A 23774-nucleotide genomic window follows, 5' to 3' on the forward strand; every position below is an offset into this window, starting at 1 on the left:
CGGAAATTAATTTTCTGAAAGTCTATAGCTTAGGCCGGTTTATCGGGCCAAAATTATTTACCATTCGCTTTTTTGCAAAAATGGTACCCTCGGAAAGAATTAACAAAATTTCTGCCTATTATAAAAAATATAGCGTAATCACGTTAATCCTGGGGCGCTTCATCCCCTTTGGTGTCAGAAATGCCCTATTTTTAACAGCAGGCCTTGGGAAAATGAATTTTATCAAATTCGCCTTATCCGACCTGCTGGCCTGCACCATCTCAACGATTAGCTTTTTTACCTTGTATTTTCACTATGGTGAGAGTGTTATTAACTATATAAAACAAGCTAATATACTGATTTTTGCGCTGGTATTTATTTTACTCGGTGTATTCTGGTATCGAAAGAAACGTGCAGCTTAATAACCCACTAATTTTTTAGGGCAGGGTTAATTACTGATTTAAAACAGCCCGGTAATCACCCCGGCATCTGTAATATCTATCCGTTCCGCTGCTGGTACTTTGGGCAAACCAGGCATCGTCATCATATTCCCGGCGATCAGCACTATAAATCCTGCCCCATTAGCTAATCTCGCTTCAGTGATTTCTACAGTATGGCCAGTCGGCGCTCCTATTGCCGCTGGATTGGTGGAAAAAGACATTTGCGTTTTTGCTATACAAATAGGAAAGTGGCCGTATTGCTCTTGCAGAGCCTCAATTTCCGCTTTTACCTTCGGGCTGGCAGTCACATTTTCGGCACCATATATTTTTGTCGCAACGGCTGTAATTTTTTCCCACAGTGGTAATTTGTCATCGTAAACATAAGTACAACCAGGCTCACGCTGATCGACTATTGCTAACACTTCTTTGGCTAAATCCTCTGCACCTCCGCCACCTTCTGCCCAGTGTTTGGAAACTACACATTTTGTCTCCAGCGCTGCACACTTTTCTATGATTAACGCAATTTCCGCTTCGGTATCAAAAGTAAAATGATTAATACAGACGACACATGGCAAGCCATAGTGTTGAGTAATATTATTTAAGTGCCGCTCCAGGTTAACAAAGCCCGCCTCTACTGCCTGCAGATTTTCATTATTCAAGTCCTCTATGGCAACGCCACCATGCGATTTCAGCGCTCTTACCGTGGCAACCAGCACCACTGCAGAAGGTTTTAATCCAGACATACGACACTTGATATCGATAAATTTTTCTGCGCCTAAATCTGCGCCAAAGCCCGCCTCGGTAATGGCATAGTCCGCCAGCTTTAATGCTGTCTTGGTGGCTGTTACTGTATTACAACCATGCGCAATATTGGCAAAAGGTCCGCCGTGGATAATGGCAAGATTGTTTTCCAGTGTTTGCACCAGGTTAGGCTTGATTGCATCTTTTAATAAAGCAGCCATTGCTCCCTGTGCATTCAAGTCACGTGCATAAACCGGGGTCACTTTATCGGTTTTATAGGCAACGATAATACGCCCTAAGCGCTCTTTTAGATCGGCACGACTTGTTGCCAGACATAAAATTGCCATCACTTCCGATGCGACCACAATATCATAACCGTCTTCACGTAAATAACCGTTAGCGGAGCCGCCCTGCCCGACAGTAATCTGGCGTAAAGCGCGGTCATTCATATCCACCACACGCTTCCATTTGATACGCCGTGAATCGATGCTCAATGCATTGCCATGATTAATATGGTTGTCGATCAGCGCGGATAATAAATTATGCGCAACGCCGATGGCATGAAAGTCACCAGTAAAATGCAGGTTAATATCTTCCATAGGCACAACTTGTGAGTAGCCTCCGCCTGCTGCTCCCCCCTTCATGCCAAAACAGGGCCCCAAAGACGGTTCGCGTAAACACATCATGGTGTTTTTGCCCAGACGATTCATGGCATCACCCAGACCAACAGTAGTAGTCGTTTTGCCTTCACCTGCCGGCGTAGGACTCACTGCAGTCACTAAAATTAATTTTCCATCTTGCTGATCCGCTAAATTATCAATATATTCCAGCGACACTTTGGCTTTGTAATGACTATAAGGTTCCAGTTGTTCGGCTGGTATCCCCAGTTTGTCTACTGCTAAACCTATAATAGGCAGCATCTTTGCTTGCTGGGCGATTTCAATGTCTGACATGCTTACATCTCCAGATAATTCAAGTATTCAATAAACGCAAAAAGCCCGCTTAAATCTACAGCGGGCTTTATTTATATTTCATTTCCATAAGCCCTTCCATGCAAAACCGCCATTAAAATCAATGAATTAACCCAGTCTACGATGTAACACATTATTTACAATAGCTTTAATTCTTAACTGAAGTTTCCCAATAATTATTTATGGTAAAATTGAAACTATGCTACAACTATATGAAAAAATAGTCTTTTCATTCGTTTCAAATGCTATTGCCTAAGGGGAATTAAGTAGGGGTTTGCTATAAACATGGCAAAACCACCTAAAATAAACCTCGATACACCAGCATTGTGTATTTCAGCTACTCAATAATTGGGAAACTTCAGATTCTTAACTTATGACAGTAATTCAAAGCACAGGAACGGAAACTCTAATTATTAGTGGCTATAGACAGGAAAACGCGCACATAAAACAGAGACTTTTTCACGTATAACGGAAATCACTGCGTCATCTTCCAGGTTTTCCATGACATCACACATCCAGCCTGCAATTTCAGTAACTTCAGCTTCTTTAAACCCACGTGAAGTGGGTGCAGGTGTGCCCACCCGAATACCACTAGTCACAAACGGGGATTCAGGATCATTAGGTACAGCATTTTTATTCACCGTAATATGCGCCTTGCCTAAAGCCGCATCGGCAGCCTTACCAGTAATCCCTTTGGGAATTAAAGAAACCAGCATTAAATGATTATCAGTACCCCCAGAAACAACATCAAAGCCACGCTTGATAAACACGCCTGCCATCGCCTGAGCATTTTTAATAACCTGCTCCTGGTAAGTTATAAACTCAGGTAGCATTGCCTCTTTAAATGAAACTGCTTTTGCTGCAATTACATGCATTAAAGGCCCGCCCTGAATACCTGGAAAGATATTAGAGTTTAGTTTTTTCTCTAAGTCTGGGTTGCTTTTACATAAAATCAAACCACCGCGTGGGCCGCGTAATGACTTATGCGTGGTGCTAGTCACAATATCAGCAATCGGCACCGGATTTGGATATAGACCCGCAGCAACCAACCCTGCAACATGTGCCATATCAACCAGCAAATACGCCCCTACTTTATCGGCAATATCGCGGAAGCGCTGCCAGTCCCAGATACGTGAATAAGCAGAAAACCCGGCAATTAATACCTTAGGTTTGTGCTCTAATGCAAGCCTTTCGACTTCATCATAATCAATCTCACCTGTTTCCGGATGCAGACCATACTGAATAGCGTTGTAAATTTTGCCTGAAAAATTAGGCTTTGCACCATGGGTCAAATGTCCACCATCTGCCAGACTCAAACCTAAAATAGTATCGCCAGGCTGGATCATCGCCATAAAAGCCGCCATATTCGCCTGAGAACCCGAGTGCGGCTGCACATTTGCATAGTCCGCGCCAAACAGATCTTTCGCTCGCTCAATAGCCAGCTGCTCGGCCTTATCAACAAATTCACAACCACCATAATAACGTTTGCCCGGATAGCCTTCTGCATATTTATTGGTTAATTGCGAACCCAGTGCCTCCAGTACACGCGGGCTAGTGTAGTTCTCCGATGCAATAAGTTCTATGTGATCTTCCTGACGTTGATGTTCTTCCTCTATCGCTTTGAATAGTTCATCATCAAAGCCTTTGATGGTCATAGATTTTTTATACATTATGGACTCCTGGTTGAGATATTTATGATTTAAACTGGGTTAGCATAGTTTCGAAATAGTGAGAACAACACACCCTATGTTGAATAATCTCACTACGTATATAGCTTGTGCTGCACTAAGCCATTTCTTTAGCTAACTGATAAATTAATTCTGCATCGAGGACCTGCTTATTATCCTCAAACAAACGGGCGATACAGGCACGATGCAAGGCAAGCTTTAAAGAACCAAAACCTATCGCACCCCAGACTATTTTTCCATGCCGGTCGAGGCCTTTATCCATCATATCTGTACCACCGATCCCTACAGGCGGTGTAGCATTGGCATCAGCAAGCATTTCCAGCTTGCTATTATTTTGCCAATGTTCAGGCTTTATTAGTTCGACGCCTGCCGCCCCTGTTGCCATTACAATGTTCGCCTTGGCTATAAGCTCGCCACGCTCATCGGAATCAACTGCCGCTGCTGGTGTTAAATCGACATTAAACCGCTCTTTCATGCTCAGGCAGGCTATGCCCGCATTTTCAATATGTCGTGACACGATGGTAACATCTGCCCCTTCTTCCGCCAGCATTACCGCTGCGCGCTGCCCTACCGGGCCTGTTCCAGCCAGCACCACTGCTTTTTTGCCATTTAAGGCGCCACTACTGGCCAATTTAGCAACAGCCGCTGCTGCCGTGGTATTGCTGCCATTACTATCCAGCATTACCGAAACCTGGAAGCCAGCAAAAAAATAAGACTGCACCGCATTAAATAAAGCCTGGCCTGCGGCCATATTACTTCCACCTATAAAAATTGCAGTATTTTTTTTCTTTTTAGGCGGACGTGTAAAAATAGCGCCTTCTACCAATGCCCTGACATTATCCGGGGTGAGATTAGCATGACCAATCACATGATCAGCACCACCATCATAAGCGACTACAGTATCAAAAACAGCAGGGTAATTATCGGTATCAAATTGGAAAAGCAGCTTCTTCATTAGTTTGGGAAAAGTTTTATAACAATTATGCGTTTAAACGAATATAAAATAGCGCTATTATAACGTATAAAAATAGTAACGCCTTATTAGTCGCGATGATATTAATTTCGCACTAGTGCGGCACCGTGTTGGATAGATGAATAAATGATCATAACTTTAATTTTAGTATCAATAACATACGAATTTTTCTATCCATTAAAGCAAAACTGAAGTTTCCCAATTATTGAGTAGCTGAAATACACAATGCTGGTGTATCGAGGTTTATTTTAGGTGGTTTTGCCATGTTTATAGCAAACCCCTACTTAATTCCCCTTAGGCAATAGCATTTGAAACGAATGAAAAGACTATTTTTTTCATATAGTTGTAGCATAGTTTCAATTTTACCATAAATAATTATTGGGAAACTTCAGAAGCAAAATAGATGCGGCACACTAGACTAAAGGCCCATCTCATACATAATTAATAACTATAGGAAGGATGATAGATGAAAACACCGATTGACGTAGCAGTTACTGGGGCAGCTGGGCAAATTAGTTATTCATTACTATTTCGTTTGGCATCAGGAGAATTGTTTGGCTTAGAGCAGCCTATCGTATTAAGGCTACTAGAAATCACTCCCGCCTTAGACCGCTTACACGGCGTAAAGATGGAGCTAAATGATTGTGCCTACCCGTTATTACAAAAAGTCATTCTGACAGACGACCCTAGAATTGCTTTTAAAGATGTAGATTATGCTTTTTTAGTAGGCGCAAGACCTCGTGGCCCGGGAATGAAGCGCAAGGATTTACTGGAAAGCAATGCCGAAATATTCTCCGGTCAAGGTAATGCACTGAATGAAGTTGCACACCGCAATGTCAAGGTACTGATTACTGGAAATCCCGCTAATACCAATGCACTGATTACACAAAAGAACGCACCTGACTTAAGCCCCACGTGCTTTTCTGCCATGAGTATGCTGGATCATAATCGGGCAATCTTTCAGCTGGCTAAAAAGTGTGGCGTACGCTCAAAAGATGTTAAAAACATTATAGTCTGGGGAAATCACTCCGAAACGCAGTACCCCGATTTAATGCATGCCACTGTCAAAGGCTTGAGTGCCTCAACATTAGTCAGTGATGCCTGGATAGAAAATGAATTTATCCCCACAGTACGACACCGTGGAGCAAGCGTTATCGAAGAACGAGGAGGCATATCAAGTGCTGCTTCTGCTGCGAATGCAGCTATTTTCCAGATGCGCTCATGGGTTTTCGGTACCGAAGCCAGTGACTGGAGCGACTGGGTCAGCATGGCAGTTATTTCTGATGGCAGTTATGGTGTGGAAAAAGGCCTATTTTGCTCATTCCCTGTCCAGGTATCAAGCTCTGGCCTAGTATCAATCGTGCAGGATCTGGACCTAGATGCCACTAGTAAAGCACGCCTAAAAGAATCAGTGCTGGAATTAAAAGAAGAACGTAAAGCTATTAAGCATTTATTGTAGTATGGGTGTGCCTGATGATGCGTACCTGCGACAGCCAGACTACTTCCAGCGTTTGGCGTAGACCTGCTGTAAACACGGAATCCCTATCGTGCACATAAATTAGCCACACTTGATCTGGATGCATTTGATTAAAAATCAAAACCACGTTCTTAGAACATGGGTATTTAATTTTTCCGTTTGATTTTATCCATTCCTGAATTCAAGTCATAAGTACATAACCCAATAAATTTTTCATATCTATCCCAGTCAGCTCTTCAAATACCTCATAAGGTGTTTTGTAATTGAGACACTTTTTAGGGCGACTATTTAGCTTATCAACCGCTATAAAAACCTCTTTTATCGTAACATCAATCAACTCCATTACTTTAGGGAAATACTGTCTTAATAAGCCATTAGCATTCTCATTTTGCCCTCTTTCCCAAGAGCTGTAGGGAGTCGCAAAATACGTATCACAACCTAGTGCTTCTGCTATTTTTTCATGCAGGGTAAACTCTTTCCCGTTATAAAAAGTAATTGTTTTAACAAAGCTTTTTATAGGATCAAGCATTAAAATAGTTGCGTCTAATACATATTGAGCCTTTTTCCCCGCTAAAGGGAAGGCCAACCGTAATTTAGAGACTCGCTCATCCAACGTTACAATCGCCCCTTTGTGATTTTTCCCAATGATTGTATCTGCCTCCCAATCACCTATACGCTTACGGTTGTTGACCTCTTCAGGACGCTCATCTATATCGACTCTATTAGGGATTCCTGTCCTATTATGGGCTGACCCATACCGCTTGCGATAGGTTTTGTTCTCAGGCGCGCCATGCTACCTCACGAAATTCCGGGACTCCTGTCGCCATAATTCGTTCACCTACGCAGCGGATGGGAGATGCCCTGAACGCCCTGCGTCCGCAACGACTACGCACAAAAGCTGCTTCGTCATTACTACCTCACTGGCTGGACGGCTATTCGGAATGCAATTCTTGCTCCTCTCGCGTGCTGCTAGCACACGTCGAATCAGCAAATTGCCCTGTCGCCTATCAGGGACTAAAAATCACCACTTCGCTAAGCTCCGTTTCCATGATTTTCAGCGGATGCCGAAGATGCTTGTATAGTTCACCCCCTGCCTTTTTGTCCGCCAGAATATGCTGGTAGAGTGTTTCATGATGAAGACTAATTATACCCTCTTGTTTTAACCGCCCTGCAATCTGCTCAGGACTCCAGTCATCCTCAATGCGAACATTAACAATGCCTTTTATTTCATCCGTTAATTTAACCTCTTTAGGCTTGTTTTTGTGTCGTTCTTGGGCAAAATATTCTGCTTGTTTATGCCTGTAGCCTCTTTGACCTGTATTGCGTTTAATCTCGCGTGAAATATTGCTTTGGCTTCGTTCTAAGGCTTCTGCTATTTTATTCTGTGAAGTTCCCTTTTTTAATTCAATTTCTATATAATATCTTTCTTCAGGACATAGGTGTGTATAGCTCATTTGTAGCCTCTGTAAATTGTTTGGTAGCTGTTTACTTTCGCTGAAAATCCTGGAAACGGAGCTTTAGCGAAGTGAAGATTTTTAGTCCGCGATAGCCGTAGGGCCGTTGTTTTTTCGGAGTCTGAGCGTTAGCGAAGGTGGAGACAAAATAAAAGGCCATCCGACACGGCGTCAAGTCATTTGGAGCCTATGTTCCGACCCCTTGTTGGGTCGGGACGAGGTGACGAGGACGAATCGGGGCCGCCGGAGGCATAAGTGGTCGCGTTAAGTTTTTGCTGCTTGCTTGGGCTGGGATGCCCAAAACAAGCTTTCGCAAAAATAGCGACTCCCCGAACACCTATGTCTTGTCTTAATTCAACAGGTGTTAGTCTAGCCAATACTTGCAGAGGGTTATGCACTTATTATACGAATTCAGGATTGAAGAAGTATCTGCCTGATCTGTTAACAAGCGCTGCCCGTTAATAAGCGTTTGTTTATTACGTGTTAATCGCTCTTGCCGGGCACGCAGGATATAACCGCTTAAACCACTTCCCGAGGCTACCAGAAACATCACGCCTACTGTGACGAGCTGGCTGAATATCATGATACCTCCCATGCCAACAGCGGTTGCAAAAGCAGCGCCGACCTTGGAATTTGCTTTAGCATGTGCCCTGCGAGTTTCTTTTTCAATTTTCTGATAGCTTGCCGCAATAATATTACTTTTCTCGCGTTCGGTATCCAGCAGTATTCTTTCGCGCTCACGGGCATGCATATCCTGTAGTTGCGATTTTTCCTGAATAGCACTCGCCCTTACCTCTCCAGCTTCCTTTAAAAGCTTTTCCCTATCTTGCGCGTGTTGCTCGCGAAGTGCTGTTTGCTGGTCATGGTAAATATTACGCGCAATGGATGAAAACCAGAAGGCGGATAAAATGGCGCTAATTAATGCAATCATGGCAATTACAATAACCAGTTGAAAATCATGCGACCAGTTAAGTGCCATAATGATCAAACCGCCAGTAGCTAACTGAATTAAAATAATACCGGGTAAAAATTTAAACATAATATTTGCTTACTAACTGTAGATTCTGATGCGAGATATTATCGCGTACGTCTATCTTGTTTTTCACCATGAAAGTCATACAGAAAATAAAGGCAAGACGCAAAGCTATTTATCTAAAAGGTGTAACTAAGTTCACAAAACACTTCAATTAATATCTTCAGGTACTTCATGAACAAACACTATGATATTACTTGTAATCAGCTAAATAAAACTTTCATCCAGCAGCTCGATCCAATGCTTAACTGGCACAGTAGCCTGGCTTTGCAAATGCAATTGGCAGCCTACATTGGCTGTAACTATCAATTCGGGCTGATGCTTTTGCAAAGCGGTCAGCTTGTTATGCAATACAGGCGCGCCATGCTACCTCACGAAATTCCGGGACTCCTGTCGCCATAATTCGTTCACCTACGCAGCGGATGGGAGATGCCCTGAACGCCCTGCGTCCGCAACGACTACGCACAAAAGCCGCTTCGTCATTACTACCTCACTGGCTGGACGGCTATTCGGAATGCAATTCTTGCTCCTCTCGCGTGCTGCTAGCACACGTCGAATCAGCGAATTGCCCTGTCGCCTATCACTCGATGTTCAAGTTTTTGATATTGAGAAGGTAAAATCAGGTATTCTGAGGTTGTTGTAATTTTATCGGTGTAATCCCATGTTAATGAATGCCCCTGCCACCTTTATCCAAAGCTATATTGACGATTTAAATGATGCGCTCAATCAGCTAAAACCCGGAGCCGCTTTGACACGGATTCAAGCCGCTTGGTTGGGCACTTGTTTAACGGGCATACTGCTAATGAACTCTGTTTGCTGGGCTAAGTTTGAGCGAGCAAGCCTTGGAGATTGCAAAGTAGCCGCATTATCCTGGGTGTTTCGTAAAGCAAGTATACCCTGGGACTGGTTGCTACGGGTGAGTGTGGTCTTAATTTTAAAACGTTATGGCATTACTGAAGGTGTGTTGGCCTTTGATGAATCAGACCGAGCACGATCTAAGTCTACAAAACGTATTTATAAGGTTTACAAGCAGAAACACAAAGGCTCCGGCGGGTATGTTAATGGACAAACGATAGTATTATTGCTGCTAGTTACCTCATCCATTACAGTGCCTGTCGGTTTTTTCTTTTATATGCCGGATCCAGCCTTAAAGCAGTGGGATAAAGAAGATAATCACGGTTGAAAAAGAGCGGTATAGCAAAAAAAGATCGGCCTATTAAGCCTGAACGTGACAGTGCCTACCCGACCAAAACAGAGATTGCATTAGGCTTATTAAAAGAGTTTAAAGTTGCGCATAGCCTTATTAAAATTAAAGGCGTACTGGCTGATGCGCTTTATGGTGAAAAAGCCTTTATGGACGAAGCCGCTAAAGAATCTGGAGGCTCGCAGGTGATTAGCCAATTACGTAAAAACCAAAATATTGAATATAGAGGTAGAATAAGGTCAGTCGAGAGCTACTTTAATTCGATTAACAAAGGCATTGATCAGATAATACGTGTACGTGGCGGCAAAGAGATTAAAGTGACTGTCAGCAGTGCACGATTAAAGGTGAGTTCTCACAGTAAAAAACGCTTTGTCATTGCCTTAAAATATGACGGTGAAAACGACTATCGCTATTTAGTGGCGACAGACCTGACTTGGCGCACACAAGATATTATTCAAGCCTATACGTTGAGATGGCTGATTGAGGTTTTCTTTGAGGACTGGAAGCTTTATGAAGGATGGGGGCGTGAGGCCAAACAATTAGATGAAGAGGGATCAAGCCGTGGCCTGATTCTGAGTCTTTTGTTTGACCATTGCCTTCTCCTTCACCCAGAGCAAATAGCCCGCATTGAAAGCAAACTACCTGCGTATACCGTAGGAAGCTTACAGCGCAAGTCTCAAATGGATGTACTGCTTGAGTTCATCACGTCATTGCTAGAGTTTCCAGATCCTGGTGATAAGCTGAAAGAGTTAGGTGAATTAATAAAGGATGTGTGTAACTACTCAGCGTGTTTTTTAACTTTAAAATCAAATGGATATATTTTAATTTAACCTGACTGTAACTACTCAGCGAAGCTGAGTAGTTCAATGAAATTATAAAGCAAATTCAGGTAACTTTCCCTCAAAGACCAAGGTCATTGCCTGAGTTGCACTTAGACCTTGTTTACGGCACGTTGATAAATACCCTCTGACACGACAAAATATCTCTGCACCCTTGGTACTACGAAAGCAGCCGGATATTTTCTGTTGAACCTTGGTCATCCGAATCGAATTTTCTGCGGCATTATTGGTAAATGGCACCCAGGTATTTGTCATGAAGCGCAAGACATCCTCTTCATAATTAATCAGCCTTTCCAGTAAGTTTCTAGCTTTACTGCGTTTTATTCGCTCCCGTTTTACTTCTTTAGGCTTATCGGGTGGTGGGCATTCGATCTCCGCTTTGCCAAGTAATTCTCTGTATTGTACCTTCCATTTTTCTGCTTCTTTATGTAGTAGCATGCCACCTGCTTCATTGACGGCATCATTCATTTTTTCAAGTAGTCGTTTCATTTCAAGCGCCCACTCCTGTTTATCCTGCTCCCAGGCGCGCGTTAATTCCCTCAAATGATGTGCATTACAAAGCGAATGAGTACAATCATATTTATAGTAGGGCTTCCAATGATCATGACATAAAATCCCATGAAAATGGGGTAAAATACCAATGTCATTCATTGCCTCTGTGCCACGTTTGGCATGGGGAAAGAAGTGTGTCCACTGAACATTGGAGGCCCCATGTAGCCAATGGCGCTTACCATTAATATTAATGCCTGTTTCATCCGCATGAATGCACGCTGATTCGACTAAGTGTTCTTTACTGATAGTTTCAAACCCAGCCAACTTCTCATAGGCCAGTTCATTGAAATTATAGATAGAGCCTTCACTAATCGGCATACCTAATTGATCAGCGAAATACTCCTGTATTCGGTTGTAGGGCAATAACTGATATTGCGAAAGATAAACCACATGGGCTTTTATCCCATTACCATATTGCGCAGCCTTAGTAACCTCATCTGGAAAAGGAGCGATAAAACACTGACCTTTTCCATTTATCAACCGTTGCGCCTGGTATTCTGTCACTACCCTTGAGATATCAATATCGAATACCTGGCGTGTTTCTGGAACGCTGATAATAGTCTTCTACATTTGCAAAATCATAAAGCTTGGCAATCACCCGATCATCATATTGCCAAAAAGAATTAATGCTGTCCAGCTCGCCTATCTGCCTAAGAATTTCTGCTTCTTCGCTTTTGCCTAAAGATGCCAGATGTTGCTGCTTTAAATGCACATATTCTTTTAGTTCGCGTAATAAACTGGCTCGATACAGTTTAGAAAATCCACTATCCAATTTGCTTGCACAGACACTCAAAACCAGTGGCACCGATACTGCGACAGCAGCAAACATATGCACCTGCCTGCCCTGCTCGCCCAGCCATTTTAATAATACATTGCCACCCAGGGAAAAACCTACTGCAGCCATTTGTGTATCGGATTCACGGGCACGCAGGGTACGATATAAAAAATCGATATCGCCCGTTTCTCCTGAATGATAACACCGCGATGAGTGATTATATTCACCACTGCAACCTCTAAAATTTAGTGCTGCACTACGTAGTCCCTGTCGCCATAAGGCATGCTGCAGGCCTTTTATATACACAGACTGCGAACTCCCTGTCAGCCCATGCAATAAAATGACTAGCGGCTGATCGCCTGCACCGCAGAAGTCAATATCTATAAAATCATCATCAGGTGTAAGCAATCTTTCGCGCTTTAATAATGGATTTTCAGGCTTACGTAATAAAGCCGGATACAGGGTTTGCAGGTGTGGGTTTTTTAACCACCAGGCGGGCTTAAAAGTAGATTGAATTAACATAAGTGTTGCTGTTGCAGGTGTATATATTTAAATAGTTCTGAGTGTTTTATATTTTCACCTTGAAGAACTAGATGGTGTTTTATGCACCCAACTGCAAGACACTTCGATAAATGCTTTTTTCTGCCTCTTTATTTTCTTCAAGTTCTTCATGGCGAAATACAATCCTGTATTCTACATCAGTGTTCCCCTATCAATTGAGGCCGTGAAACTAACCTCGCCACAAGAGAGCTCATAAAGCACTGTAAAGACATTCCTGTTATTATTGCGTTTTGAACTGCTCGAATGGTATACGAGCTGATACGAGATATTCTTGCCTGGAAAAATAATGGATTCACAAAACGATCTCGTTTTTGGGCCTGTTGCTGCCTTATCTCCAGAGCCTCGCTATATTTTTTATCCGATGGATGAATCAATTCTGGCTGTTGTGTTTTTGAAATCTCTTCAAACACGCGCATTAAATTATAGCTCATTGCAGTCAGGCGCATTTGATCTTCAAGTGAGCGGGTATTGGAAGACCAAGCTTTAGTTTCCTTGAAATTACTTTTAGTGTTATTGAATATCTTTTCAATCGTCCATCGCTTGAAATACAGCATGGCAATGGTTCCAGGGTTAATAGTCATTGGCAAGGTTGTCACAAACCGGTGAAGTTTTCCGGTTTCTGGATCACGGTAATCCATCACGTTAAATGTGATGCCCTTGTTTTCGTACACACTGTATGCTTCAACCCCTGTATTGATCTCATGGCGGGAGTCAAAAGGGATAGACTCAACCAGAGTCGCAATTGAATTTTCTTTTAGCATTGAAATCATGTAATTAGCATGTCGTTTCTGCCGATCCCACCAGACAAAGTCGGTGACGGCTTTATCGTAGACATAGAGATGTTTCTGAGAGCTGTTATTTCCCTCGCTGAAAATCATGGAAACGGAGCTTAGCGAAGTGGTGATTTTTAGTCCCTGATAGGCGACAGGGCAATTCGCTGATCCCAGGCGCGCCATGCTACCTCACGAAATTCCGGGACTCCTGTCGCCGTAATTCGTTCACCTACGCAGCGAATAGGAGATGCTCCAGCCGCCCTGCGTCCGCCACAGACTGAGCACAAAGCAGCTCAGTCATGGCTACCTCAAATGGCTCTACGGCTATTCGGGATAAAATTTTAGCCTCCCTCGCGCGCTATCGCGCACTTCGGATTGGCAAATTTCCCTGCGCCTTCTGGAGACTATCAGCCCGTCCGGGGCTGACAGCGGACGTGTGCTAGCAGCACGCGAGAGGAGCAAGAATTGCATTCCGAATAGCCGTCCAGCCAGTGAGTTAGTAATGACGAAGCGGCTTTTGTGCGTAGTCGTTGCGGACGCAGGGCGTTCAGGGCATCTCCCATCCGCTGCGTAGGTGAACGAATTATGGCGACAGGAGTCCCGGAATTTCGTGAGGTAGCATGGCGCGCCTGTGTTTTGCTTTTCAATATGATCTCGTAACACAGGTATTTCTTGATGTCTCTGAGTTCCGTTTGTCAACAGACAAAGAAATCTGAGCAACCCACTTCTGAGATTCAACGCGTAAATCCCCCCGGCCGCATAAACTTTCCCCTTGCTGTTTTTTTCAGTATGGCAGGCATGATCAATAAAATGTCCATCCGCTGCTTCTATGGTGTATTCGTCAAGTTCCGGGAATGCTTTAAGATAATCAATGCCTTGCGATAGCAGTGTTTCAGCGTGAAGATGATAGCTCTGCTGTTCAAATGCCTCAAGCATACTTGTTCGTCTATGCGACTTCAGTGATTTAAAATACGTTGAGTGGGGAAGCAGCTGGCCATAAATCTGTTCATTGGTTTGGAGGAAATGGCGACCACTATCGACTACACTGATACAGCGTAATAACCCAAGGCGAATAAAGTCGATATCCTTCAACTCTGGGCATGAACGAGCCCACAAAGGATGACGCTCTGCTAACAGGGCACGTTCCATACTTTCATTGCAGTGTTGGTGAATATGTTCAGAGAGTGGTAGGTCTTTAAGCATGGGTGATATCCGTTTATGAGGTGATTAAAACGGAAATTTTTAGAAAAATTTTTTCGGAAAATGCAAGCTTTATTTGAAATTATTTGTTGTTTTTTTACGGTGCCTACAGAGTGTCTATTTGCTGTTATAAGTCCTGAATTCGTATAATAAGTGCATAACCCTCTGCAAGTATTGGCTAGACTAACACCTGTTGAATTAAGACAAGACATAGGTGTAAAGTAAACAGCTACCAAACAATTTACAGAGGCTACAAATGAGCTATACACACCTATGTCCTGAAGAAAGATATTATATAGAAATTGAATTAAAAAAGGGAACTTCACAGAATAAAATAGCAGAAGCCTTAGAACAAAGCCAAAGCAATATTTCACGCGAGATTAAACGCAATACAGGTCAAAGAGGCTACAGGCATAAACAAGCCTAAAGAGGTTAAATTAACGGATGAAATAAAAGGCATTGTTAATGTTCGCATTGAGGATGACTGGAGTCCTGAGCAGATTGCAGGGCGGTTAAAACAAGAGGGTATAATTAGTCTTCATCATGAAACAATCTACCAGCATATTCTGGCGGACAAAAAGGCAGGGGGTGAACTATACAAGCATCTTCGGCATCAGAACAAAACCTATCGCAAGCGGTATGGGTCAGCCCATAATAGGACAGGAATCCCTAATAGAGTCGATATAGATGAGCGTCCTGAAGAGGTCAACAACCGTGAGCGTATAGGTGATTGGGAGGCAGATACAATCATTGGGAAAAATCGATTGTAACGTTGGATGAGCGAGTCTCTAAATTACGGTTGGCCTTCCCTTTAGCGGGGAAAAAGGCTCAATATGTATTAGACGCAACTATTTTAATGCTTGATCCTATAAAAAGCTTTGTTAAAACAATTACTTTTTATAACGGGAAAGAGTTTACCCTGCATGAAAAAATAGCAGAAGCACTAGGTTGTGATACGTATTTTGCGACTCCCTACAGCTCTTGGGAAAGAGGGCAAAATGAGAATGCTAATGGCTTATTAAGACAGTATTTCCCTAAAGTACAGGCGCGCCATGCTACCTCACGAAATTCCGGGACTCCTGTCGCCATAATTCGTTCACCTACGCAGCGGATGGGAGATGCCCTGAACGCCCTGCGTCCGCCACAGACTGAGCACAAAGCAGCTCAGTCATGGCTACCACAAATGGCTCTACGGCTATTCGGGATAAAATTTTAGCCTCCCTCGCGCGCTATCGCGCACTTCGGATTGGCAAATTTCCCTGCGCCTTCTGGAGACTATCAGCCCGTCCGGGGCTGACAGCGAGGGCATCTCCCATCCGCTGCCTAGGTGAACGAATTATGGCGACAGGAGTCCCGGAATTTCGTGAGGTAGCATGGCGCGCCTGTGGGTTCCAGCTAACCAGCCTGCAACGGCGCCAATGGCTAAAATATTAATATTGCTGTTATGTCCATAATTTCACCTCATTAGTTGTTTATACCTTCAAAAGTTACATTAATTACCCATCTTAATTATTTAATTCTTCGGCTTTATCCTTAATAAACTCAGCTGTTTCTTGAGCACGGTTTTTTGCTTTTTTAGCCAAACATTCTGCTTCAGTTCCTGTACAAACAGCCTCCTCAATACGATGGACTGTCTCTGTCGCAGTACGCTGGACTTTATTCGATTTTACTTGTATGTTTTCCGTAGTAGATTCTTCCCCACAAGACGCTACAAGTAAAATGGAGACCCCAAGTGCAACTGTCAATATTATATTTTTCATAGAAATACCTTAAACATGATTATAATTTTACTAGGAGAAGGAAGGCTGAGGTGTTCAAGAAAACTTACGCATAATTGAGTCGCGAAGATTATCCTAACCGTCTTTAAGTTGCTTACTTGCTTCGTTAGCACAGGCTGTTTTTTCGCTGTCTGCATTGCCTGTTCAAGTTTTAGGCGACAGATTGCCTCCTGAATTTCATCTGCAGCTTCAAGGATGTTGATGTGTAACACTTATGGTCATTATCCAGAAGGGTAATGATGTGTCAACACATTTCCGGACACAAAGTAACACAGCTTTATGCTGAATTTCGTAATCTACTGGCGACATATAATCATTAGTAGAATAGATTCTTTCACGACTATAAAACACCTCAATATATTCAAATACTGAAGTTTCCCAATAATTATTTATGGTAAAATTGAAACTATGCTACAACTATATGAAAAAATAGTCTTTTCATTCGTTTCAAATGCTATTGCCTAAGGGGAGTTAAGTAGGGGTTTGCTATAACTCGATGTTCAAGTTTTTCCATCCCATTGCCATCAAACTCTTACCTTCACCCAGCAGAACAATACTTTAATGATGCTGTTGGCCCTAAGCGCCCTAAATCTCTGCCAATCATATGTTTTCCTGATGGCATCAGTTGAAACACATCCTTTATTAATTCACCTAACTCTTTCAGCTTATCACCAGGATCTGGAAACTCTAGCAATGACGTGATGAACTCAAGCAGTACATCCATTTGAGACTTGCGCTGTAAGCTTCCTACGGTATACGCAGGTAGTTTGCTTTCAATGCGGGCTATTTGCTCTGGGTGAAGGAGAAGGCAATGGTCAAACAAAAGACTCAGAATCAGGCCACGGCTTGATCCCTCTTCATCTAATTGTTTGGCCTCACGCCCCCATCCTTCATAAAGCTTCCAGTCCTCAAAGAAAACCTCAATCAGCCATCTCAACGTATAGGCTTGAATAATATCTTGTGTGCGCCAAGTCAGGTCTGTCGCCACTAAATAGCGATAGTCGTTTTCACCGTCATATTCTAAGGCAATGACAAAGCGTTTTTTACTGTGAGAACTCACCTTTAATCGTGCACTGCTGACAGTCACTTTAATCTCTTTGCCGCCACGTACACGTATTATCTGATCAATGCCTTTGTTAATCGAATTAAAGTAGCTCTCGACTGACCTTATTCTACCTCTGTATTCAATATTTTGGTTTTTACGTAATTGGCTAATCACCTGCGAGCCTCCAGATTCTTTAGCGGCTTCGTCCATAAAGGCTTTTTCACCATACAGCGCATCAGCCAGTACGCCTTTAATTTTAATCAGGCTATGCGCAACTTTAAACTCTTTTAATAAGCCTAATGCAATCTCTGTTTTGGTTGGGTAGGCACTGTCACGTTCAGGCTTAATAGGCCGATCTTTTTTTGCTATACCGCTCTTTTTCAACCGTTTATCTTCTTTATCCCACTGCTTTAAGGCTGGATCCGGCATATAAAAGAAAAAACCGACAGGCACTGTAATGGATGAGGTAACTAGCAGCAATAATACTATCGTTTGCATCAGTGTTCCCATTGAAAGAAGAAGTACCTAAACAAAGCAGCCTATAACCTACCTGAAGGTAGCACCACTCGAATATTTCCATCTTTTTGATTTTAATCACTTATAACAGAAAATAGACACTCTGTAGGCACCGTAAAAAAACAACAAATAATTTCAAATAAAGCTTGCAATTGCCGAAAAAATTTTTCTAAAAATTTCCGTTTTAATCACCTCATAAACGGATATCACCCATGCTTAAAGACCTACCACTCTCTGAACATATTCACCAACACTGCAATGAAAGTATGGAACGTTCCCTGTTAGCAGAGCGTCATCCTTTGTGGGCTCGTTCATGCCCAGAGTTGAAGGATATCGACTTTATTCGCCTTGGGTTATTACGCTGTATCAGTGTAGTCGATAGTGGTCGCCATTTCCTCCAAACCAATGAACAGATTTATGGCCAGCTGCTTCCCCACTCAACGTATTTTAAATCACTGAAGTCGCATAGACGAACAAGTATGCTTGAGGCATTTGAACAGCAGAGCTATCATCTTCACGCTGAAACACTGCTGTCGCAAGGCATTGATTATCTTAAAGCATTCCCGGAACTTGACGAATACACCATAGAAGCAGCGGATGGACATTTTATTGATCATGCCTGCCATACTGAAAAAAACAGCAAGGGGAAAGTTTATGCGGCTGGGGGGATTTACGCGTTGAATCTCAGAAGTGGGTTGCTCAGATTTCTTTGTCTGGTGACAAACGGAACTCAGAGGCATCAAGAAATACCTGTGTTACGAGATCATATTGAAAAGCAAAACAAGGGAAATAACAGCTCTCAGAAACATCTCTATGTCTACGATAAAGCCGTCACCGACTTTGTCTGGTGGGATCGGCAGAAACGACATGCTAATTACATGATTTCAATGCTAAAAGAAAATTCAATTGCGACTCTGGTTGAGTCTATCCCTTTTGACTCCCGCCATGAGATCAATACAGGGGTTGAAGCATACAGTGTGTACGAAAACAAGGGCATCAAATTTAACGTGGTGGATTACCGTGATCCAGAAACCGGAAAACTTCACCGGTTTGTGACAACCTTGCCAATGACTATTAACCCTGGAACCATTGCCATGCTGTATTTCAAGCGATGGACGATTGAAAAGACATTCAATAACACTAAAAGTAATTTCAAGGAAACTAAAGCTTGGTCTTCCAATACCCGCTCACTTGAAAATCAAATGCGCCTGACTGCAATGAGCTATAATTTAATGCGCGTGTTTGAAGAGAGTTCAAAAACACAACAGCCAGAATTGATTCATCCATCGGATAAAAAATATAGCGAGGCTCTGGAGATAAGGCAGCAACAGGCTCAAAAACGAGATCGTTTTGTGAATCCATTATTTTTCCAGGCAAGAATATCTCGTATCAGCTCGTATACCATTCGGGCAGTTCAAAACGCAATAATAACAGGAATGTCTTTACAGTGCTTTATGAGCTCTCTTGTGGCGAGGTTAGTCTCACGGCATCAATTGATAGGGGAACACTGATGATCGTTTGTCCATTAACATACCCGCCGGAGCCTTTGTGTTTCTGCTTGTAAACCTTATAAATACGTTTTGTAGACTTAGATCGTGCTCGGTCTGATTCATCAAAGGCCAACACACCTTCAGTAATGCCATAACGTTTTAAAATTAAGACCACACTCACCCGTAGCAACCAGTCCCAGGGTATACTTGCTAGGATAATGCGGCTACTTTGCAATCTCCAAGGCTTGCTCGCTCAAACTTAGCCCAGCAAACAGAGTTCATTAGCAGTATGCACGTTAAACAAGTGCCCAACCAAGCGGCTTGAATCCGTGTCAAAGCGGCTCCGGGTTTTAGCTGATTGAGCGCATCATTTAAATCGTCAATATAGCTTTGGATAAAGGTGGCTGGGGCATTCATTAACATGGGATTACACCGATAAAATTACAACAACCTCAGAATACCTGATTTTACCTTCTCAATATCAAAAACTTGAACATCGAGTATAAGGTTTACAAGCAGAAACACAAAGGCTCCGGCGGGTATGTTAATGGACAAACGATAGTATTATTGCTGCTAGTTACCTCATCCATTACAGTGCCTGTCGGTTTTTTCTTTTATATGCCGGATCCAGCCTTAAAGCAGTGGGATAAAGAAGATAAACGGTTGAAAAAGAGCGGTATAGCAAAAAAAGATCGGCCTATTAAGCCTGAACGTGACAGTGCCTACCCAACCAAAACAGAGATTGCATTAGGCTTATTAAAAGAGTTTAAAGTTGCGCATAGCCTTATTAAAATTAAAGGCGTACTGGCTGATGCGCTGTATGGTGAAAAAGCCTTTATGGACGAAGCCGCTAAAGAATCTGGAGGCTCGCAGGTGATTAGCCAATTACGTAAAAACCAAAATATTGAATATAGAGGTAGAATAAGGTCAGTCGAGAGCTACTTTAATTCGATTAACAAAGGCATTGATCAGATAATACGTGTACGTGGCGGCAAAGAGATTAAAGTGACTGTCAGCAGTGCACGATTAAAGGTGAGTTCTCACAGTAAAAAACGCTTTGTCATTGCCTTAAAATATGACGGTGAAAACGACTATCGCTATTTAGTGGCGACAGACCTGACTTGGCGCACACAAGATATTATTCAAGCCTATACGTTGAGATGGCTGATTGAGGTTTTCTTTGAGGACTGGAAGCTTTATGAAGGATGGGGGCGTGAGGCCAAACAATTAGATGAAGAGGGATCAAGCCGTGGCCTGATTCTGAGTCTTTTGTTTGACCATTGCCTTCTCCTTCACCCAGAGCAAATAGCCCGCATTGAAAGCAAACTACCTGCGTATACCCTAGGAAGCTTACAGCGCAAGTCTCAAATGGATGTACTGCTTGAGTTCATCACGTCATTGCTAGAGTTTCCAGATCCTGGTGATAAGCTGAAAGAGTTAGGTGAATTAATAAAGGATGTGTTTCAACTGATGCCATCAGGAAAACATATGACTGGCAGAGATTTAGGGCGCTTAGGGCCAACAGCATCATTAAAGTATTGTTCTGCTGGGTGAAGGTAAGAGTGTGATGGCAATGGGATGGAAAAACTTGAACATCGAGTATCAAGAGCTTTTTTCTTTATTTACGCTGAGTAGTTTCGATCTTCTTTAAAAATTCTGAATTAATGCTGGGTGTTGCTATCAGGGTTTATTACAGCACCTGAAAATAATCGGACGATATCTACCTTATCAAAGTGATATTTTCTACTACAAAATTCACAATCTGCAATAATCTCACCTTGCTCGGCGAGGATTTCATCGATTGCTGCACGACCTAGCGATAAGAGTGTCGTCTCGACTTTTTCAGTTGAGCAGCGACATTTAAAGCTAATCGGTTCCGCTGCAAACAGGCGTACTTGCTCTTCATTAAATAGACGGTGTAATACTTCCTTGCAAGGTAGCGATAGCAACTCTTGTTCGGTAATGGTACTTGCCAATGCTTCTATGCGCTGCCAGTCTCCCCGGGATTTTTCATTTTCTTCTGCAGGCAGTTCCTGAATAAATAAAGCGGTTGCCTGATTACTATTGGCAAATACCCAGAGCCGTGTGTTTAATTGTTCCGATTGTGTAAAGTAGGCTTCTACAGCATCACTAAGCTGTGTCCCTGCTAATGGCACGATGCCTTGGTACGGCTCACCTGTCGTCGGCTCAATGGTGAGAACCAGTCGGCCAGTACCGAGTACTTCGGCTAAGCTTTGGCCCGTTACAGCCTTATCGCAACGCGCCCAGCCGCGAATTTCTCGCTTATTAGTGCTTTGCGCAACCAGGGATTTTAATGGCCCGTCACCCTGAGCCTGGATAATTAAGTTACCTTCAAATTTTATTGTCGCTGATAACAGGGTTGCGGCAGCTAAAGCTTCGCCGAGTAAATGCATAACGGCTTTCGGATATTGATGATGTTGTTTGGCTGCTTGCCAGCTAGCGGTTAAATTTAACCACTCTCCCCGAACGGCTAATCCATCAAATAAAAAACGGCGTAAAACATCTTTTTCTTGCATAAGCAGGTGATTATTGTAGCTAGTAAATGGTGTATATTATAACGGTACTTGTTCAGTCGGCGTAGGGTTTAGCAGCTGGAACTAAATAAGCATCCAAGTGTGTACAGAATGTTTATTAGCCATTAGTGCTAGCAGTTTCTTAAATAGGTTTATGTTGTATCAAAAATATTTTTCTCAGCGTTCGAAAATAGTGACTAACAATTCACACAGCACATACTAAAAACAAGAATTAAAAAAATGCCAAAATACGCCGCGTAATGCCGTAAAATTTAATTTATCTAATATATCCATCAGTGTTCCCATTGAAAGAAGAAGTACCTAAACAAAGCAGCCTATAACCTACCTGAAGGTAGCACCACTCGAATATTCCCATCTTTTTGATTTTAATCACTTATAACAGCAAATAGATACTCTGTAGGCACCGTAAAAAAACAACAAATAATTTCAAATAAAGCTTGCAATTGCCGAAAAAATTTTTCTAAAAATTTCTGTTTTAATCACCTCATAAACGGATATCACCCATGCTTAAAGACCTACCACTCTCTGAACATATTCACCAACACTGCAATGAAAGTATGGAACGTGCCCTGTTAGCAGAGCGTCATCCTTTGTGGGCTCGTTCATGCCCAGAGTTGAAGGATCAGGCGCGCCATGCTACCTCACGAAATTCCGGGACTCCTGTCGCCATAATTCGTTCACCTACGCAGCGGATGGGAGATGCCCTGAACGCCCTGCGTCCGCAACGACTACGCACAAAAGCCGCTTCGTCATTACTACCTCACTGGCTGGACGGCTATTCGGAATGCAATTCTTGCTCCTCTCGCGTGCTGCTAGCACACGTCGAATCAGCAAATTGCCCTGTCGCCTATCAGGGACTAAAAATCAACACTTCGCTAAGCTCCGTTTCCATGATTTTCCATCAGTGTTCCCCTATCAATTGAGGCCGTGAAACTAACCTCGCCACAAGAGAGCTCATAAAGCACTGTAAAGACATTCCTGTTATTATTGCGTTTTGAACTGCCCGAATGGTATACGAGCTGATACGAGATATTCTTGCCTGGAAAAATAATGGATTCACAAAACGGTCTCGTTTTTGAGCCTGTTGCTGCCTTATCTCCAGAGCCTCGCTATATTTTTTATCCGATGGATGAATCAATTCTGGCTGTTGTGTTTTTGGAATCTCTTCAAACACGCGCATTAAATTATAGCTCATTGCAGTCAGGCGCATTTGATTTTCAAGTGAGCGGGTATTGGAAGACCAAGCTTTAGTTTCCTTGAAATTACTTTTAGTGTTATTGAATGTCTTTTCAATCGTCCATCGCTTGAAATACAGCATGGTAATGGTTCCAGGGTTAATCGTCATTGGCAAGGTTGTCACAAACCGGTGAAGTTTTCCGGTTTCTGGATCACGGTAATCCACCACGTTAAATTTGATGCCCTTGTTTTGCTTTTCAATATGATCTCGTAACACAGGTATTTCTTGATGTCTCTGAGTTACGTTTGTCACCAGACAAAGAAATCTGAGCAACCCACTTCTGAGATTCAACGCGTAAATCCCCCCGGCCGCATAAACTTTCCCCTTGCTGTTTTTTTCAGTCTGGCAGGCATGATCAATAAAATGTCCATCCGCTGCTTCTATGGTGTATTCGTCAAGTTCCGGGAATGATTTAAGATAATCAATGCCTTGCGATAGCCGTGTTTCAGCGTGAAGATGATAGCTTTGCTGTTCAAATGCCTCAAGCATACTT

29 protein-coding genes and 4 pseudogenes are annotated in these 23774 nt (G+C 42.7%); 11 read left to right on the plus strand and 22 right to left on the minus strand.

Annotated elements, in window-relative coordinates; all coding sequences use genetic code 11:
• Window positions 1-14 precede the first annotated feature (14 nt).
• The gene (locus K6984_RS09535) at window positions 15-401 is read left to right on the plus strand and encodes a DedA family protein (protein WP_263458703.1); all 387 of its coding nucleotides are present in this window, start codon (window positions 15-17) and stop codon (window positions 399-401) included.
• Between the two features lie 38 nt (window positions 402-439).
• On the opposite strand, the gene K6984_RS09540 is transcribed toward K6984_RS09535, so the two are convergent.
• The 3 genes from K6984_RS09540 to K6984_RS09550 form a co-directional block, all read right to left on the minus strand.
• Window positions 440-2113, minus strand: a complete 1674-nt coding sequence (locus tag K6984_RS09540; protein WP_221895313.1) for a formate--tetrahydrofolate ligase — start codon at window positions 2111-2113, stop codon at window positions 440-442.
• Between the two features lie 431 nt (window positions 2114-2544).
• Complete coding sequence (gene glyA / locus K6984_RS09545) at window positions 2545-3801, minus strand: serine hydroxymethyltransferase (RefSeq protein WP_221895314.1); 1257 nt, start codon at window positions 3799-3801, stop codon at window positions 2545-2547.
• 115 nt (window positions 3802-3916) lie between these two features.
• Complete coding sequence (locus K6984_RS09550; RefSeq protein ID WP_221895315.1) at window positions 3917-4774, minus strand: NADP-dependent methylenetetrahydromethanopterin/methylenetetrahydrofolate dehydrogenase; 858 nt, start codon at window positions 4772-4774, stop codon at window positions 3917-3919.
• A gap of 484 nt (window positions 4775-5258) precedes the next feature.
• Between K6984_RS09550 and K6984_RS09555 the strand changes: the two genes are divergently transcribed.
• A complete protein-coding gene (locus tag K6984_RS09555; protein ID WP_221895316.1) occupies window positions 5259-6251 on the plus strand; it encodes a malate dehydrogenase in 993 nt (330 codons plus the stop codon).
• Window positions 6252-6450: 199 nt separating this feature from the next.
• On the opposite strand, the pseudogene K6984_RS09560 reads toward K6984_RS09555, so the two are convergent.
• Window positions 6451-7035 (minus strand): annotated as a pseudogene (locus K6984_RS09560) (IS30 family transposase); the annotation flags it as partial.
• A gap of 83 nt (window positions 7036-7118) precedes the next feature.
• Here K6984_RS09560 and K6984_RS09565 point away from each other — a divergent pair.
• Complete coding sequence (locus tag K6984_RS09565) at window positions 7119-7391, plus strand: hypothetical protein (RefSeq protein ID WP_221895317.1); 273 nt, start codon at window positions 7119-7121, stop codon at window positions 7389-7391.
• On the opposite strand, the gene K6984_RS36070 is transcribed toward K6984_RS09565, so the two are convergent.
• The 6 genes and pseudogenes from K6984_RS36070 to K6984_RS33055 form a co-directional block, all read right to left on the minus strand.
• Window positions 7277-7723 (minus strand): helix-turn-helix domain-containing protein, encoded by a 447-nt coding sequence (locus K6984_RS36070; RefSeq protein WP_221895318.1) that lies wholly within the window; start codon window positions 7721-7723, stop codon window positions 7277-7279. The two genes, K6984_RS09565 and K6984_RS36070, sit on opposite strands and share 115 nt — an antisense overlap.
• Before the next feature lie 31 nt (window positions 7724-7754).
• Window positions 7755-7883, minus strand: a complete 129-nt coding sequence (locus tag K6984_RS33045; protein ID WP_263458695.1) for a hypothetical protein — start codon at window positions 7881-7883, stop codon at window positions 7755-7757.
• Window positions 7884-7910: 27 nt separating this feature from the next.
• The gene (locus tag K6984_RS33050) at window positions 7911-8039 is read right to left on the minus strand and encodes a hypothetical protein (RefSeq protein WP_263458596.1); all 129 of its coding nucleotides are present in this window, start codon (window positions 8037-8039) and stop codon (window positions 7911-7913) included.
• Window positions 8040-8087: 48 nt separating this feature from the next.
• Window positions 8088-8762, minus strand: coding sequence for an MICOS complex subunit MIC19 family protein (locus K6984_RS09575; protein ID WP_221895319.1), 675 nt, complete (start codon window positions 8760-8762; stop codon window positions 8088-8090).
• 201 nt (window positions 8763-8963) lie between these two features.
• Window positions 8964-9110 (minus strand): annotated as a pseudogene (glcF, locus tag K6984_RS30815) (glycolate oxidase subunit GlcF); the annotation flags it as partial.
• Window positions 9100-9222, minus strand: a complete 123-nt coding sequence (locus tag K6984_RS33055; protein WP_263458696.1) for a hypothetical protein — start codon at window positions 9220-9222, stop codon at window positions 9100-9102. The gene K6984_RS33055 and the pseudogene glcF, both read right to left, overlap by 11 nt.
• Here K6984_RS33055 and K6984_RS09580 point away from each other — a divergent pair.
• Genes K6984_RS09580 through K6984_RS09590 form a run of 3 tightly spaced genes read left to right on the plus strand, consistent with a single transcriptional unit; the run spans window position 9179 to window position 10790 of the window.
• On the plus strand, window positions 9179-9373 hold the full coding sequence (locus tag K6984_RS09580) for a hypothetical protein (RefSeq protein ID WP_221894995.1): 195 nt from the start codon (window positions 9179-9181) through the stop codon (window positions 9371-9373). The genes K6984_RS33055 and K6984_RS09580 overlap by 44 nt on opposite strands.
• Before the next feature lie 44 nt (window positions 9374-9417).
• Window positions 9418-9939 carry a hypothetical protein gene (locus tag K6984_RS09585; protein WP_221895320.1) on the plus strand — a complete coding sequence of 174 codons (522 nt, stop codon included), beginning with the start codon at window positions 9418-9420 and terminating at the stop codon, window positions 9937-9939.
• Complete coding sequence (locus K6984_RS09590) at window positions 9936-10790, plus strand: transposase (RefSeq protein WP_221895321.1); 855 nt, start codon at window positions 9936-9938, stop codon at window positions 10788-10790. The genes K6984_RS09585 and K6984_RS09590 overlap by 4 nt, the downstream gene beginning before the upstream one ends.
• Before the next feature lie 42 nt (window positions 10791-10832).
• Here the strand turns inward: K6984_RS09590 and tnpC are convergent.
• The 5 genes and pseudogenes from tnpC to K6984_RS09615 form a co-directional block, all read right to left on the minus strand.
• Window positions 10833-11894: pseudogene (gene tnpC / locus K6984_RS09595) on the minus strand (IS66 family transposase); the annotation flags it as partial.
• Window positions 11869-12648 (minus strand): YheT family hydrolase, encoded by a 780-nt coding sequence (locus K6984_RS09600; protein WP_221895323.1) that lies wholly within the window; start codon window positions 12646-12648, stop codon window positions 11869-11871. The gene K6984_RS09600 and the pseudogene tnpC, both read right to left, overlap by 26 nt.
• 176 nt (window positions 12649-12824) lie before the next feature.
• Window positions 12825-13643, minus strand: a complete 819-nt coding sequence (locus K6984_RS09605; RefSeq protein WP_221895324.1) for a transposase — start codon at window positions 13641-13643, stop codon at window positions 12825-12827.
• Window positions 13595-13747, minus strand: a complete 153-nt coding sequence (locus tag K6984_RS09610; protein WP_221895325.1) for a hypothetical protein — start codon at window positions 13745-13747, stop codon at window positions 13595-13597. Before K6984_RS09610 ends, K6984_RS09605 begins: the two co-directional genes overlap by 49 nt.
• Window positions 13748-13784: 37 nt before the next feature.
• Window positions 13785-14663, minus strand: a complete 879-nt coding sequence (locus K6984_RS09615; RefSeq protein WP_221895326.1) for a hypothetical protein — start codon at window positions 14661-14663, stop codon at window positions 13785-13787.
• A gap of 253 nt (window positions 14664-14916) precedes the next feature.
• Here K6984_RS09615 and K6984_RS36075 point away from each other — a divergent pair.
• A pseudogene (locus tag K6984_RS36075) lies at window positions 14917-15699 on the plus strand (IS30 family transposase); the annotation flags it as partial.
• Here K6984_RS36075 and K6984_RS30820 read toward each other — a convergent pair.
• On the minus strand, window positions 15633-15818 hold the full coding sequence (locus K6984_RS30820; protein WP_230987999.1) for a hypothetical protein: 186 nt from the start codon (window positions 15816-15818) through the stop codon (window positions 15633-15635). The pseudogene K6984_RS36075 and the gene K6984_RS30820 sit on opposite strands and share 67 nt — an antisense overlap.
• A 12-nt stretch (window positions 15819-15830) precedes the next feature.
• Between K6984_RS30820 and K6984_RS09635 the strand changes: the two genes are divergently transcribed.
• Complete coding sequence (locus K6984_RS09635; RefSeq protein WP_221895329.1) at window positions 15831-16094, plus strand: hypothetical protein; 264 nt, start codon at window positions 15831-15833, stop codon at window positions 16092-16094.
• Window positions 16095-16165: 71 nt separating this feature from the next.
• Here K6984_RS09635 and K6984_RS09640 read toward each other — a convergent pair whose 3' ends face one another.
• The gene (locus tag K6984_RS09640) at window positions 16166-16420 is read right to left on the minus strand and encodes a hypothetical protein (RefSeq protein ID WP_221895330.1); all 255 of its coding nucleotides are present in this window, start codon (window positions 16418-16420) and stop codon (window positions 16166-16168) included.
• Between the two features lie 556 nt (window positions 16421-16976).
• A complete protein-coding gene (locus K6984_RS09645) occupies window positions 16977-17993 on the minus strand; it encodes a transposase (RefSeq protein WP_221895331.1) in 1017 nt (338 codons plus the stop codon).
• Between the two features lie 218 nt (window positions 17994-18211).
• On the opposite strand from K6984_RS09645, the gene K6984_RS09650 reads away from it, so the two are divergent.
• The gene (locus tag K6984_RS09650; RefSeq protein ID WP_221893851.1) at window positions 18212-19510 is read left to right on the plus strand and encodes a transposase; all 1299 of its coding nucleotides are present in this window, start codon (window positions 18212-18214) and stop codon (window positions 19508-19510) included.
• On the opposite strand, the gene K6984_RS09655 is transcribed toward K6984_RS09650, so the two are convergent.
• Window positions 19452-19724, minus strand: coding sequence for a hypothetical protein (locus tag K6984_RS09655; RefSeq protein ID WP_221895332.1), 273 nt, complete (start codon window positions 19722-19724; stop codon window positions 19452-19454). The genes K6984_RS09650 and K6984_RS09655 overlap by 59 nt on opposite strands.
• A complete protein-coding gene (locus K6984_RS09660) occupies window positions 19700-19912 on the minus strand; it encodes a hypothetical protein (RefSeq protein ID WP_221894258.1) in 213 nt (70 codons plus the stop codon). Before K6984_RS09660 ends, K6984_RS09655 begins: the two co-directional genes overlap by 25 nt.
• A gap of 66 nt (window positions 19913-19978) precedes the next feature.
• Between K6984_RS09660 and K6984_RS09665 the strand changes: the two genes are divergently transcribed.
• Window positions 19979-21043 (plus strand): transposase, encoded by a 1065-nt coding sequence (locus tag K6984_RS09665; protein WP_221895333.1) that lies wholly within the window; start codon window positions 19979-19981, stop codon window positions 21041-21043.
• Between the two features lie 107 nt (window positions 21044-21150).
• On the opposite strand, the gene hslO is transcribed toward K6984_RS09665, so the two are convergent.
• Window positions 21151-22026, minus strand: a complete 876-nt coding sequence (gene hslO / locus K6984_RS09670; RefSeq protein ID WP_221895334.1) for an Hsp33 family molecular chaperone HslO — start codon at window positions 22024-22026, stop codon at window positions 21151-21153.
• Between the two features lie 710 nt (window positions 22027-22736).
• On the opposite strand from hslO, the gene K6984_RS09675 reads away from it, so the two are divergent.
• Complete coding sequence (locus tag K6984_RS09675) at window positions 22737-22967, plus strand: hypothetical protein (protein ID WP_221895335.1); 231 nt, start codon at window positions 22737-22739, stop codon at window positions 22965-22967.
• Here K6984_RS09675 and K6984_RS09680 read toward each other — a convergent pair.
• A complete protein-coding gene (locus K6984_RS09680; RefSeq protein ID WP_221895336.1) occupies window positions 22946-23770 on the minus strand; it encodes a transposase in 825 nt (274 codons plus the stop codon). The two genes, K6984_RS09675 and K6984_RS09680, sit on opposite strands and share 22 nt — an antisense overlap.
• Window positions 23771-23774: the final 4 nt, after the last annotated feature.

The sequence above is a fragment of the Bathymodiolus japonicus methanotrophic gill symbiont genome, assembly GCF_019721995.1.
GTDB lineage: Bacteria > Pseudomonadota > Gammaproteobacteria > Methylococcales > Methylomonadaceae > Methyloprofundus.

Excerpts from the sequence above, each read along its gene's own strand:
- K6984_RS09540 (WP_221895313.1), bottom strand. The coding sequence starts at position 2,113 with ATGTCAGACATTGAAATCGCCCAGCAAGCAAAGATGCTGCCTATTATA.
- glyA (WP_221895314.1), bottom strand. The coding sequence starts at position 3,801 with ATGTATAAAAAATCTATGACCATCAAAGGCTTTGATGATGAACTATTC.
- K6984_RS09550 (WP_221895315.1), bottom strand. The coding sequence starts at position 4,774 with ATGAAGAAGCTGCTTTTCCAATTTGATACCGATAATTACCCTGCTGTT.
- K6984_RS09555 (WP_221895316.1), top strand. The coding sequence starts at position 5,259 with ATGAAAACACCGATTGACGTAGCAGTTACTGGGGCAGCTGGGCAAATT.
- K6984_RS09565 (WP_221895317.1), top strand. The coding sequence starts at position 7,119 with ATGGGAGATGCCCTGAACGCCCTGCGTCCGCAACGACTACGCACAAAA.
- K6984_RS36070 (WP_221895318.1), bottom strand. The coding sequence starts at position 7,723 with ATGAGCTATACACACCTATGTCCTGAAGAAAGATATTATATAGAAATT.
- K6984_RS33045 (WP_263458695.1), bottom strand. The coding sequence starts at position 7,883 with ATGGCCTTTTATTTTGTCTCCACCTTCGCTAACGCTCAGACTCCGAAA.
- K6984_RS09575 (WP_221895319.1), bottom strand. The coding sequence starts at position 8,762 with ATGTTTAAATTTTTACCCGGTATTATTTTAATTCAGTTAGCTACTGGC.
- K6984_RS09580 (WP_221894995.1), top strand. The coding sequence starts at position 9,179 with ATGGGAGATGCCCTGAACGCCCTGCGTCCGCAACGACTACGCACAAAA.
- K6984_RS09585 (WP_221895320.1), top strand. The coding sequence starts at position 9,418 with ATGTTAATGAATGCCCCTGCCACCTTTATCCAAAGCTATATTGACGAT.
- K6984_RS09600 (WP_221895323.1), bottom strand. The coding sequence starts at position 12,648 with ATGTTAATTCAATCTACTTTTAAGCCCGCCTGGTGGTTAAAAAACCCA.
- K6984_RS09605 (WP_221895324.1), bottom strand. The coding sequence starts at position 13,643 with ATGGCGCGCCTGGGATCAGCGAATTGCCCTGTCGCCTATCAGGGACTA.
- K6984_RS09615 (WP_221895326.1), bottom strand. The coding sequence starts at position 14,663 with ATGCTTAAAGACCTACCACTCTCTGAACATATTCACCAACACTGCAAT.
- K6984_RS09635 (WP_221895329.1), top strand. The coding sequence starts at position 15,831 with ATGGCTACCACAAATGGCTCTACGGCTATTCGGGATAAAATTTTAGCC.
- K6984_RS09640 (WP_221895330.1), bottom strand. The coding sequence starts at position 16,420 with ATGAAAAATATAATATTGACAGTTGCACTTGGGGTCTCCATTTTACTT.
- K6984_RS09645 (WP_221895331.1), bottom strand. The coding sequence starts at position 17,993 with ATGGGAACACTGATGCAAACGATAGTATTATTGCTGCTAGTTACCTCA.
- K6984_RS09650 (WP_221893851.1), top strand. The coding sequence starts at position 18,212 with ATGCTTAAAGACCTACCACTCTCTGAACATATTCACCAACACTGCAAT.
- K6984_RS09660 (WP_221894258.1), bottom strand. The coding sequence starts at position 19,912 with ATGTTAATGAATGCCCCAGCCACCTTTATCCAAAGCTATATTGACGAT.
- hslO (WP_221895334.1), bottom strand. The coding sequence starts at position 22,026 with ATGCAAGAAAAAGATGTTTTACGCCGTTTTTTATTTGATGGATTAGCC.
- K6984_RS09675 (WP_221895335.1), top strand. The coding sequence starts at position 22,737 with ATGGGAGATGCCCTGAACGCCCTGCGTCCGCAACGACTACGCACAAAA.
- K6984_RS09680 (WP_221895336.1), bottom strand. The coding sequence starts at position 23,770 with ATGCTTGAGGCATTTGAACAGCAAAGCTATCATCTTCACGCTGAAACA.